The sequence below is a fragment of the Polyangium fumosum genome (genome assembly GCF_005144585.1).
Classification (GTDB): domain Bacteria; phylum Myxococcota_A; class Polyangia; order Polyangiales; family Polyangiaceae; genus Polyangium; species Polyangium fumosum.
Window position 1 is genome coordinate 33930 of record NZ_SSMQ01000068.1, and the last position, 12729, is coordinate 46658.

A 12729-nucleotide genomic window follows, 5' to 3' on the forward strand; every position below is an offset into this window, starting at 1 on the left:
GAGGCGCGGATGCGGCGGGCTGCTTTCCCGTTGTCCTCGCGCCGAGGTCGTGCGAGCGTCCCGGGCATGGGCCTCCCCTCGCACTGGTGGAAGGATCGAAAGCCTTTCCTCGACGCGCTTTTCGCAGACACCGCGGGGGATTCGGGGCAGCCCGGGAAAACGGGCTGGGTGTGGCTGAGCGAGCACGAGAGCCGCGAGGCGTCCGCGCGGATCCACAGCGCGGAGGCGCAGGACGACGCGCCGCTCGGGGCGTGGATCCCCGCGGAAGCGCACGAGGCTTGCCTCGGTATGCTCGAAGGCGTGGTCCCGCTCGCGACGCGTGGTGATCTGCGGGCCGACCGCTGGATGCGGAAGATCCACAATCCGACGTTGTTCGCCGACCCTGCGCGGCCGGATCAGCTCTGGATCGCGCTGCACGAGACCACGCCGCCGCCGCTCTGGATCCCCGCGGGGACGACGGCGGCGTCGCTCGCCGCGGCCTTTGCGCCGTACGCCTGGCCCGAGACGCAGGATCCATTGCCGGCGGTGGTCGGTTTGCCCCGGAGCGTCCGGATCTTCCTCGGCACCGAGACCGAAATGGGCGCCGATTTCGAGACCATCGTGCGGTTCTTCCAGGGCCTGCCCGGCACCGACAGCCTGCCCTGGGGCACGCGGTTCGCCGAGGATCCGTGGCCGGATCACCCCACGGGAATCGCGCTCGTCGGGGCCGGCTATCGAATGCCCGAGAACATGGCGCAAGCCGACGGGGCCGTGCCGAGCATCACGCTGCGCTCACGCCGCCTCGGCGCCACGGTCACCATCTCTTCGATGAACAAGTTCTGCGTGCTCGAGGTCCGGTATGCCCCCGTCGCGCACGAGAGCATCCTGCCGCTGCTCACGCAGCTCTTGCCGGGGTTGCCCAAGGGTTTGCCCTCGGACATGCCCGTCGACGCGCTCGCGGTCGTGGCGCGGTTTCGTGGATATCAGGCGGACGAACTCCTCGAAATGGTCCGCAATCCCGAGGAGACGCCGTCGCTCGGTTATCACGGGATGGCGTGCCTCGCGACGATGGGCGACGACGGCGCCGCCGTGCGGACCCTGCTCGCTGAAATCGGAGGCCGCGAGGATCCCCGGCAGCGGGGCCTCGGCTATCAGCTCGCTTCCTTCGCGCGGCACAAGCGATTTCTTCACGAGGCGCTCCTTCGCGAGACGGAGGCCGGGAACATCGAGGATTTGCGGCGCGCCCTCCGACCCTGACCTTCGAGGAACATCGTGAGCGAACAAGTCGTGTATTTCCTTCGCGAAGCCGTCTCGCTGCGCTCGATCTTCGAGGGCATGGAGCTGGAGGGTTTTCAGGTCGTGCGGCGCGCGCCGCGCAGGGCCGATGCGCCGCCCTTCTGGAGCGTCGACATGGGCGAAGGGCGGCACATGGTGCTCGTCGATTCTCCCCTGTTCGGCGTCCGCTACATCGAATGGCGGAGCGGCAAGCCGATGCCCGCCTGGCTCGAATCGTCGGTCGTGCGTCGCTCGGTGGACGAACTCGCGACGCGGGCGGAGGAGGCGAAGGCGCCCGAGGAAAAGCTCTCCACGCTTTGCGAGGCCGTCGCGGTGACGGCGCCGACGCTGCCCGATCGAATTCGCAGCGTGCTCGCGGCGAGGCTACGTGACGGAGAGGAGCCCGTCCGCTGGATGGCGCACAAGGCCGTCATGGCGCTGTCGGACGCGTCGCTGGAGCAGACGCTCGGCGAGATGCTCGCGGGCGGGCCCGTGCCCGAGGACATGGGGGCATGGGCGCGTGAGCTCCATGCGCTCGCCGAAAAGGCCGTGCGCGGCGATTTCGTCGAGGATCTCGACACGCAGAACGAGGATTACCTGCGCGACGCGATCCGGCGTGATCTGACGGAGAAAAAATGGCGCCGCGTGGAGGTCGCCGCGGCGCGTCTCCTGTGGAGGGAGATGCCGCTCTACGAGCTCGAAGCGGCGGCCGCGTGGGCGCAGGCCATGGCGGCGACCGGGCGCGTCTGGAAGGCGTACTTCGCGGCGCTGCTCGTCTCGGAAATCGATCGTTCTCGCGGGGAAGAAGGCCTCGCGGCCGTCGTGCGGGCCGAGATCGAGCCGACGCTGGCCTCGCGCGAGGATCTGCCGACCCGGGAGGACCTGCACCCGATCCTCTGGATCGTACGGGACCGATTGAACGACGACTACACGGCGGCGTGTGATCGCGCGATCGACGCGATGGACGCGCACGTAAAGAACCTCGAGGCCGAGCGTATCCTCTTCCGGGCGATCTCGCAGCGCAATAACCCCGAAGGGCTGCCGCTCGCGAAAAAGCTCCGGGATCTCTTGCCGGGTGCGATCACGCCGCTCGCGCTCCTCGCGTATCTGCATACATCGGACGATACGGGGGACGAGGCGCTCGCGGACGCCGAGGCGCTCGCAGCAGCCATGGCCCAGCGCGAGCTTGCGGCAAAAGGGAAGGCCGATCCGCCTTCGGCCGAGATCGCCTCCTTCGACGCGTGGGCCGAGGGGATCCTCGCGTACCAGGCGCGGAGGCCGAAGGATCTCATCCGCGAGCACATCCGGATCTTGCAGAAGCGCGGCGACAACGAGGGCGCCCTGCGCGCCGCCGAGCGCGCGCTCGCCGCCGAGGATTCGGCCCTCGCCTGGATGGACAAGGGCTTCATCCTCACGTCGATGAAGCGCCATGCGGACGCGATTGCGGCGTACACCGAGGCGATCGCGCGCGTAGACAAGGACGGCAAGGTGCTGCTCGGCGGCAGCTACGACGTCCTCTGGTTCAACCGGGCCTGCGAGCGCGCGATCACGGGCGATCCCGAGGGCGCGCTGCGGGATCTCGCCCTCGTCGTCGCAAAAGACAAGGAATGGATCGACAAGGCGCGGGCCGACGATTATTTCGATTCGGTCCGCGAGGATCCGCGCTTCGAGGGGATCCTCGCGGGGACGTACGAGTTTCCGCCGGAGAGCGCGCCCTTCGATTGGAAGACGCTCGCCGACCACGCGAAGGGGCTCTCGTTCCTCGGGCGGTACGAGGAGGCGATCACGGCCGGGCGCGAGGCGCTGCGCAAGGCGGAAAAGGCGCTCGGGCCCGAGGATCCGGGCCTCGCGACGTGCCTCGAAAACCTCGGGTTCGCCGCGACCTGGGGCGGTGATCCGCAGGAGGGCGTGGCCGCGCTCCGTCGGGCCGTCGCGATTCGCGAGCGAATCGACGCCGGCTCGCGCGAGGCTGGGGAGGCCTATCACCACCTCGGCAGCGCGCTCGGGATGACCGGGGATGCCGAGGGCACCGAGGTTCATTATGGGAAAGCGCTCGCGCTCCGGGAGAAACACGACGGGGTCGAGAGCGCGATGGCGGCGAAGAGCTGGGGCGACATGGCGGGCCTCTCGCTCGGCGCGGGCCGGAGGGACGAGGGGATCGAGCGGCTCCACCGCGCGCGGTCCATCCTCGAAAAGGTGATCGCCGGGTTCGAGGGCGAGGGGCGGGCGGCGGACGACGATTCGCTCGTCGAGGCGCGCGTCGATCTGCTCACGACGTGCACGAATCTGCTCGTCACGCGCGCGCAGGGCGGCGAGCACGAGGCTGCGATCGAGGCGGCGCGGGGCGCGGTCGCGCAGGCAGAGCACCTGGGTACGCGCATCCATCCGAGGCTCCGCACCTCCATCGCGCAGACCTTGCAAGTGCTTACGGAGAGGGGGGTCGAAGGGGCGCTCGATACCCTCGCGGCGTTGGCCGACGCGGTCATGCCCAAGGAGCCGGCGGAGGTCGTCGAATCACGCTTCCGCTGGTCGCGCATTCGTCTCGGGCTGCAAGCGCTGCGCGACGCGGGCTTCGGGGACGACGTGATCCTCGCGCGCCTCAAGGACGCGCTGCGGGGCGAGCCGCCGCCGCCCGCGGTGGCGCGCGTCGCAGGCGCGACCGAGGCGCTCTCCGGGTTTGTCCAGGAGATCTCCACGACCCAGGGCACGAACATCGTCGTCACACTCGTGGCGCTGCAAACGGCGGAGGCCGGCGGCCGCACGCTCGACGAGACGCTGCACGACCTGCAAGAGCTCGCCATCTCCTCCGTCGCGGCTTCGGTCGAGAGCAAAGAGACAAAAACCGAACAGGGCAAGGCCTCGCAGGCGAAGAGCGACGAGCCGCCGCCCTGGGAGCGTGATCCGTTCGGCAATCCGTACCTTGACAGCGAGATGAATCGGCGTCTCGGTTACGAGGACGGCGGAGACGAAGACGACGAAGACGCGGACGGGTACGAGGACGAAGACGCGGACGGCGACGACGAGGGCGACGACGAGGACGGTTGAATGAGCGAGGGCCCGGGGAACGACGTACTCGCGACGCGCCGGCCGTACCTGGCCGCGGCTTTCGTGGTGATCATGGGCGCCCGCATCCTCGGGACGGCGCTGTCGCCGGTGCTCTTCGCGCACGCGCCCCTCGCGCTCCTCGCGCTCTCCCCGGTCCCCGCGAACCTCGTCCTCGTCGCGGGGGTCTCCTCGCCGGTCGCGTACTGGGCCGTCGCATGGCCCATCTGCGTCGGGCAATGCCTGCTCGCGTACCTGTTCGGTCGCTCCGAGGGGACCCACGCCCTGCGCTGGCTCGTCGCGCGGGGGGTGGCCTCCGAGGGGCGCGTCGAGCGTCTCATGAAGCCGATGCGGATGAGCGCACCCCTGCTCGTGATGGCCGTCCCGGGCCCCATCGCCAGCACCCTCGCGGGCGCGTTCGCCGCCCCTGCGCGCCTGCTCGTGCCTGCGATCGTCGTGGCGCAGACCCTCTGGATCGGCCTCTGCCGCTTCTTCGGCGAGGCGCTCCTCGGCTGGATCGCGGTGCTGCGGGCAGAGGTCGTCAAGCACGCCTTGCCCTTGACGCTCGTCACCGTCGTGATCGTGGCGTTCGTTCATTTCCGGAAGAAATGGGCGAAGAGCGCCGAGCGTCCGTGACTTGGGCTTGACGAAGCGGCCCGGTTCGCCCGACGCTGGGAGACTGCCGCGCTATCCCGCGCGCGCCTCAGGCGAGAGATCGATGGGACGAACCATTCGCGGACAAAAGGGGTTTTCTTACACGCACGTCGAGGGCGAGCAGCCGGTGAACCTGCTCTCCCTCGCGGCCGTCTCCGGGGCGGGCATGTCGCTCGTCGTGCCCGAGATGGTCGGGCGCGCCGGCGGGGACGACACGCCCGTCTCGTGGAGCTGCCTCGCGCTCGGGCGCGCGCTCGTCGAGCGCGGCAAGGCGAGCCGGCAAGGTGAGCTCGCGGCGCTCCTGCGCAAGCTCGACGGCGACTGGATCCGCGTCGACGATCCGCACCACGTCCCGCTCGAATTCGTTCAGGATGCCATGGCCGAGAACGTGGTCGCGATCGTCGAGCGTATCGACGCAGAGTCCGAGCGGCCGCTCCGGGAGCTCACGCTCGCAGGCAAGTCCGGCCATCACCTGCCGCGGGCCGACTGGCCCAAGATGCTCGCGTTCGTCAACGACGCGCTCCCGCCCCCGAAGCGGCTCGACATGGGCATGCTGCGGGGGGCGGCGGGGCAGGGCCCGGACGCGCTCGCGCTGCAAGGGGCATCGCTCCGCGGCCATGGCGATGGGCTCCCGTTCCTGGGCCTCTTGGTCCTCTGCCACGCGGTGGAGCACGATCTCGAGGGCCTGCTCGTGCACGAGGACGAACCCGAGGTCCACGCCGACGGGTTCTGGGATCTCGCGCTCGCCTGGCACGACTGGCTCGGGGATCCGGCCGGAGGGATGGAGCCCAGCGTCCTTTTCGCGCGCGCGCTCGTCGCCCATTTCGCGCGCCGCAAGATCGAGGCGCGCCGCCTGCTCCTGGCCTGCGCGGATGCAGGGGAGCGGCGCGCGACGAGGTATCTCGCGCTCCTGCGGTGAGCCGCCGCGCCGGGGCGCTGCCCCGGACCCCGCGGGGGCTGTCCGCCCCTCGACCCGGACCAGGCACGGCCTGGACCGGGGTTTGAACAACTGCGCTTCGCGCAGTTGTTCAAACGGGCCGACGAAGAAGCCGGGGTGCCAGCCGAACCCGCAGCGCGGCTGTTTTGGTTGACAACGTCGCTGCCGATCTTGACCGGGCCTGTTCGATGAGCTGCGCGGAGCGCAGTTCATCGAGCTTGGGTCCAGCCCCTGGCTGGTCCAGGTGCAGGGGCGGACAGCCCCTGCTGGGGTCTGGGGCAAAGCCCCAGCGATCCGCCCGACGCGCTCGCCCGGCCGCGCACCGAAATCGTCCTGCGTGGCATCGGACTCCGTGCGAGCCGTGATCTTCCTCCATCCGATCGACGCCGCGCGAATGCGAGCGTTCTTGCTCGTCCTCGCGATCCTCGTCCTCGGGCCTGCTTGCTCGCGCGAGCGGAAAGGGCCCGCTGAACCGCCGAGACCGCCGGTCCGCGTGGCATTTTCGGACGTGGCGAACGTGCCTATCGAGCTCTCTGCCATTGGCACGGTCGAACCTTCGGCGCGCGTCTCGTTGCGGCCGCGGGTGACTGGGCTCGTCACGGCCGTGAAATTCCAGGAGGGCGCGGATGTGGCCGAGGGGGACGTGCTCTTCGTCCTCGACAAGCGGCCGTTCGAGGTCGCCTTGCGCGAGGCGGAGGCGAACTTGCAGCGGAGCCGGACGCAAGCGGCGAATGCGGCGGCGCAGGCGGATCGATACGAAGAGCTCGCGAGAGAGGGCGTGGCGAGCCGGCAGGACGCCGAGCTCCGGCGCGCCGAGGCGCGGGCCGCGGCAGCGGCGGTCGACGCGTTTCGCGCGGCCATGGTCGCGCGGCGGCTCGATCTCGAATACACGACGATTCGTGCCCCCATGGCCGGGCGGACCGGGAGCATCCTCGTGCGCGAGGGCAATCTCGTGCGGGCCAATGAGACGGTGCTCGTCGAGATTGTCCGCCTCGCGCCGGCGTTCGTCTCGTTCGCCATTCCCGAGGCGAGCGTGCCGACCTTGCAGCAGGCGATGGCGAATTCCTCCGGGCCGCTGCCCGTCTCCGCCGCGGCGGCGCCGTCGGGCGACGCGGGGGCCCCGAACCCTGGCGAAGAGGGGACGCTCTCGTTCATCGACAGCACGATCGATCGCGCGACCGGGACCTTGCGCCTGCGCGCGACCTTCGAAAATACTTCACGCACCCTCTGGCCGGGGCAATTCGTGCAGGCGACCGTGCGGCTCGGCGTGCGCGAGGGCGCGGTGGTGATCCCGTCCGAGGCCCTGCAAACCGGGCCGGCGGGTACGTTTGTTTTCGTCGTCGGCGCGGATGAGGCCGCGCAGATGAGGCCCGTGCAGGTGGGGGAACGCGTGGCCGGCGGGCGGATCCTCGTGCAATCGGGGCTCACGGGCGGCGAGCGCGTCGTCACCGATGGGCAATTGCGCATTCAGCCGGGCGCGAAGGTGACGATCGTGGGCGAAGGCCCGGGGAGCGCAGCGGGCGCGGCGCCGGCGCCGGGCGTGGAGGCGCGATGAACGTCTCCCGGCCTTTTGTCCTGCGGCCCGTGATGACCACGCTCTCGATGCTGGCCATCGTGATCTTCGGCATCGCGGGTTTTCGCGCGCTCCCGGTCAGTGATCTGCCGAATGTCGATTTTCCGACCATCCAGGTGAGCGCGTCGCTCCCGGGCGCGAGCCCGGAGACGATGGCCGCGGCGGTGGCGACCCCGCTCGAACGGCAGTTCTCGACCATCGCGGGCATCGACTCGATGACGTCGACGTCGGGCCTCGGCACCACGCAGATCGTCCTCCAGTTCAACCTCTCGCGCGACATCGACGCGGCGGCGCTCGACGTGCAATCGATGATCTCCCGCGCGGCGCGGGATCTGCCGCCCAACATGCCGGCGCCGCCGAGCTTTCAAAAGGTCAACCCGGCGGAGCAGCCCATCATGTACCTCGCGCTGCACGCCGAGACGTTGCCCCTGTCGGAGGTCTCCGAATATGCCGAGACCACGATCGCGCAGCGCATCTCGATGATCCGCGGCGTCGCGCAGGTCCTCGTCTACGGCTCGCAGAAATACGCCGTGCGCATCCGGCTCGACCCGCAGGCGCTCGCCTCGCGCGAGATTGGCATCGACGAGGTCGCCGCCGCCGTCGCGCGGGAGAACGTGAATTTGCCGACGGGCGTGCTCGAAGGGCCCGCGCGCACGTACGTGGTGCAGGCGAGCGGCGAGCTCTACCGGGCGAGTGCGTTCCGGCCGATCATCGTGGCCTATCGCGAGGGCGCGCCCATCCGACTGGAGGAGCTCGGCACGGTCACGGATAGCGTCGAGAACGATCGGGTCGCGAGCCATTACGACGGCAAGCGGGCGATCGTCCTCGCGATCCAGCGCCAGCCGGGGACGAACACGGTCGCCGTGGTCGACGCCGTGCGCGCGCTCCTGCCCGCGCTCCGCGCCGAGATCCCGGCCTCGGTCGAGGTCGCGACCCTTTACGATCGGTCGATCTCGATCCGTGAATCGGTCGCCGACGTCGAGCACACGTTGCTCGTCACGATCGGGCTCGTCGTGCTGGTCATCGGCATCTTCTTGCGCGACCTGCGCTCCACGATCGTCGCGAGCGTGGCGCTCCCCGTCTCGCTCATCGGCACGTTCGCGGGGATGTGGGCGCTCGACTACAGCCTCGACAACCTCTCGCTCCTCGCGCTCACCCTTTGTGTCGGGTTCGTCGTGGACGACGCGATCGTCGTCCTGGAGAACATCTTCCGGCACCTCGAAATGGGGAAACCCCCGCTCAAAGCCGCGCTCGACGGCGCGGGGGAGATCGGCTTCACGGTCGTGTCGATGACGACCTCGCTCGTCGCGGTGTTCGTGCCCGTGCTTTTTCTCGGCGGGATCGTGGGCCGGCTGCTCCGCGAGTTCGCCGTGACCATGAGCATCGCGATCCTCGTCTCGGGCGTGGTCTCGTTGTTCCTCACGCCCATGCTGGCGAGCCGGTTCTTGCGGTTGAAGAACGCAAGCGCGCCCGAAACGAAAGACGATCCACACGCAGGCCCGTCGGGGCGCATGGATCGCGCATACGCGAAAAGCCTCGGCTTCGTGCTGCGGCACCGGTTCGCGACGCTGATGGCCTCGTTCGTGCTCTTCGCGGGGACGATCGTGCTCGCGGTGATCGTGCCGAAGGGCCTGTTTCCGAGCGAGGACACGGGGCAGATCTTCGCGCTCACGCGCGCCGCGCAGGGGACGTCGTTCGAGGCGATGCGCGGCTACCAAGCGGCGGCGGCGGCCATCGTGCGCGCGCATCCGGGCGTTTCGTCGGTGATGTCGAGCTACGGCGCCGGAGGGCCGAGCGGAGCGGGCAACACGGGCCGGCTCTTCATTCGCTTGAAGGATCGCGACGAGCGCGGCGGCAAGAAACCCGAGGCCATCATCGCCGAGCTACGGCCCGAGCTCGCGAAGATCCCGGGGCTCGAGGTGTTCCTCCAGAACCCGCCGCCCATTCGCCTCGGCGGCCAGCTCACGCGGTCCCTCTATCAATTCACGTTGACGGGCGCGGACGTGGACGAGCTCTACGACGCGGCGACGGATCTCGAACAGGCGATGCGCGGGATCCCGGGGCTCATCGACGTGACGAGTGATCTCGAACGAAGGACGCCCGAGGCCACACTCGTCATCGATCGGGACCGCGCGGCGACGCTCGGCGTGTCGGCGCAGAGCATCGAGGAGGCGCTCTTCTCGGCGTATGCAGGCAGGCAGGTCTCGACGATTTACGCGCCGACGAACCAGTATCGCGTGATCCTGGAGCTCGATCGGCGCTTCACGCAGGATCCGAGCGCGCTCGGGCTCCTGTACGTGCGCTCGACCAGCGGCGAGCTCGTGCCGCTCGCGGCCGTCTCGCGGACGGAGGAGGGCGCAGGCCCGCTCAGCGTCAATCACCTCGGGCAATTGCCTTCGGTGACGATCTCCTTCAACCTCGCCCCGGGCGCGCCGCTCGGCGAGGCGGTCGCGCGCGTGTCGGCGCTCGCGCGGGAGCGATTGCCGGACACCCTCGGGACGCAGTTCCTCGGCAGCGCCCAGGTCTTCCGGGAATCGGTCGGCAACCTGGGGATGTTGCTCCTGCTCGCGATTCTGGTGATCTACGTGGTGCTCGGGATCCTCTACGAGAGCTTCGTCCACCCGATCACGATCCTCTCGGGGTTGCCCTCGGCGGGGTTCGGGGCGCTGCTCGCGCTGCTCGTCCTCGGCCAGGAGCTCAACGTGTATTCGTTCGTCGGGATCCTCTTGCTCGTGGGGATCGTCAAAAAGAACGCCATCATGATGATCGATTTCGCCCTGGAGGCGGAGCGGCGCGACGGAAAGCCCGCGGCGGAGGCGATCGTGCTCGGGGCGCGCATTCGTTTCCGGCCGATCATGATGACCACGATGGCGGCGCTCGCAGGCAGCTTGCCAATCGCGCTCGGGTTCGGCGCGGGCGCCGAGTCACGGCGGCCGCTCGGCATTGCAGTCGTCGGCGGGCTCGTGGTGTCGCAGCTCCTCACGCTCTACATCACGCCGGTGATTTACACGTACCTCGACGCGGCCGAGAAGCGAGCACGCGAGGCGCTCGCCGAGCGGCGGGCGCGGCGGCTCGCGTGAGGCCGATTCGCTGGGGCGTTGCCCCAGGCCCCAGCAGGGGCTGTCCGCCCCTGCACCCGGACCAGCCAGGGGCTGGACCCAAGCTCGATGAACTGCGCAATGCGCAGTTCATCGAACAGGCCCGGTCAAGACCGGCAGCGGCGTTGCCCACCAAGGCCGTCGCGCTTCCGCGCCCGCCTCACGGGAACGAGAGACCGAGCACGTAGGTCTCCCAGCGCTTCTTGAAGGCCGCCATGTCCTCCTCGCCGAGCACGCGGCGGAGGGTGTCGTAGCCCGTCGGGTCCTTCTCGCGGTTCGCGTGGAACTCGTGGTAATACCGGACGAGCAGGCCCTTCTCCTGGAGGTAATACAAGAGGTAACGCGAGGCGGCGTAATGAACGCCGTAATCACCCTCGTAAAACGCCTCGTCGTTCATCCCGGTGAGCGCGCGGAACGAGGGGACGCGGTTCTCCGCGATCGCTGATTGCAGGCCGCGCAGGCGCCAGTTCGTGTAGCCGTGGATCCGGCCGTCCTCCTCGCCGCTCTGCTCGTAGAGCGAGCCGAGGCCCTCGTTGAACCAGGGCGGGCAATCGGAAAAATTCGCCTCGACGAACGGGTGCACGATCTCGTGCACGAGCGTGCCGCCGCCGGTCGCGATGTTCATGACGAGCGCGCCATGCTTCGAGGTGTAATACCCGTACGGCGTGGTCGGCCTCTCGCCGAAGAGCGTGATCGCGTTCCGCTCGTAGCTCGGTCGGTCCTTGAAGAGCCAGACGACGAGGATCCGCGACGGGTCCTTGGCGAAATAGTCTTTCTTGAGTTTTTCGGTCGCCCAGCGGACGGTGCCCTCGGCGCCCTTGCGCACACGGGCCTCGGGGCCGTCGCCGACGACGACGAACGGAGGCTCGACGAGGACGGTGAAGTCGCCACGCAGGCGCGCGGTCTTCGCCTTGACCTCCATCACCTTTTGCGCGTAATCGGCCGGGGAGAACCCGGGCTTGCTTGGCGTCGCCTTGGCGAGCTCGAGATCCCGCGGGGCGAGGCGCAGCCGGATCGCGGTCCACGCGTCCTTGCTGGATTTGAGCGGCCAGAGCGAGAGGAAGCGCGCCCGCGACATGCGGAGGTAGCCGCCCGCGTCCTTGGCGGGCTCGTGATAGATGATCTCGTCCCGCGAAGCGTCGTAGCCGACGACGAGGCGGAAATGCTCCGTGGTCGTGGGGCTCTCGTCGTAATGCATGCAGACGATCGAGGGGATGCCCTTCTGCAGATCGGCATGGAGCGCGGCGAGCTCGGCCCCGAGCGCCTCGTCGGCCTTCACGACGTCGATGCGGTACCAGACGGGTCCCGGGTCGAAGCCGACGGCCTCGACGGCCCGCTTGAGCTCGGCGGTGTACGCGCCGCGGCCGAGCGCCGGATCGAGGCCGGTCCTCGCGAAGATCTCGTCCTGATCGAGCGGGCGGCCGAGCCGCGCGAGCGCCATGGCGACACAAGCCTCGCCGCAAAAATCGGGCTTTTGTCGTACGTGCGGGATGCCTTCGAGGAGGACACTCGCGAGGTCTACACGAGCGAGGCCAAGCGGAGCCGGAGAGGCGACCTGCTCGGGCGGCGGAGGCGAGGAGCTGCGGCTACAGGCGAGGAGGAGGAGCGGGGCGAGGACGGCGAGGAGGCGAGCAGAGGGCATCGAGGGACTCCGAACGTGCTTGGACGCGCAAAGTTCCCAAGGCTTGGATCGTTCAGCGAGGGAATTCGCTCGAAACCGTGGCGCCTGGGACCTCTTCCGTGATGCCATTCAGCGCGGTGGACGGGTCGCTGCCGTAAGGGCGGGTGAAGGCCTCCAGGCCATGCCCCGAGGGATCGAAGAAGTACACGCCTCGGCCGCCGTCATTGCGGTTGATCCGGCCCGGCTGCCGGCCATGCGGATCTGCCCAGATGGGAACCTTTTGCTGCACGAGGCGGGCGAGGATCGCGTCGAACTCTTCCTCGGAGACGAGGAAGGCATAGTGCTGGATCGCGATGTTGCTACCGCCGGTCATGAAATCCAGCGTGACGCCATTGGCGGTGACGACAGGCAAGAACGGCCCGAACGGTTTGGCCACCACGAGGCCAAGGATGTCGGCCAGGAAATGAGCAGATTTCTCGCGGTCGCGCGAGAGAACGATGGTGTGGTTGAGTTGGACGGCCATGGGTGTTGCCTCCCCTCGGAGGCATCG

Annotated in this window: 8 protein-coding genes; 6 read left to right on the forward strand and 2 right to left on the reverse strand. The window is 69.0% G+C overall.

What is annotated here, in order from left to right:
• The first annotated feature begins 66 nt into the window (after positions 1–66).
• The 6 genes from E8A74_RS41250 (at position 67) to E8A74_RS41275 (ending at position 10540) form a co-directional block, all read left to right on the forward strand.
• Positions 67–1236, forward strand: a complete 1170-nt coding sequence (locus E8A74_RS41250; protein WP_136934617.1) for a hypothetical protein — start codon at positions 67–69, stop codon at positions 1234–1236.
• A gap of 15 nt (positions 1237–1251) precedes the next feature.
• Positions 1252–4299, forward strand: a complete 3048-nt coding sequence (locus E8A74_RS41255; RefSeq protein WP_136934618.1) for a tetratricopeptide repeat protein — start codon at positions 1252–1254, stop codon at positions 4297–4299.
• Positions 4300–4932, forward strand: a complete 633-nt coding sequence (locus E8A74_RS41260; protein WP_136934619.1) for a hypothetical protein — start codon at positions 4300–4302, stop codon at positions 4930–4932.
• 82 nt (positions 4933–5014) lie between these two features.
• A complete protein-coding gene (locus E8A74_RS41265) occupies positions 5015–5869 on the forward strand; it encodes a hypothetical protein (RefSeq protein ID WP_136934620.1) in 855 nt (284 codons plus the stop codon).
• 379 nt (positions 5870–6248) lie between these two features.
• A complete protein-coding gene (locus tag E8A74_RS41270; protein ID WP_136934621.1) occupies positions 6249–7442 on the forward strand; it encodes an efflux RND transporter periplasmic adaptor subunit in 1194 nt (397 codons plus the stop codon).
• Complete coding sequence (locus tag E8A74_RS41275; protein ID WP_136934622.1) at positions 7439–10540, forward strand: efflux RND transporter permease subunit; 3102 nt, start codon at positions 7439–7441, stop codon at positions 10538–10540. Before E8A74_RS41270 ends, E8A74_RS41275 begins: the two co-directional genes overlap by 4 nt.
• A 178-nt stretch (positions 10541–10718) precedes the next feature.
• On the opposite strand, the gene E8A74_RS41280 is transcribed toward E8A74_RS41275, so the two are convergent.
• A complete protein-coding gene (locus E8A74_RS41280; protein WP_136934623.1) occupies positions 10719–12200 on the reverse strand; it encodes a C39 family peptidase in 1482 nt (493 codons plus the stop codon).
• A gap of 52 nt (positions 12201–12252) precedes the next feature.
• Positions 12253–12702: a VOC family protein gene (locus E8A74_RS41285; RefSeq protein ID WP_136934624.1), complete on the reverse strand. Its 450-nt coding sequence runs from the start codon at positions 12700–12702 to the stop codon at positions 12253–12255.
• Positions 12703–12729 lie beyond the last annotated feature (27 nt).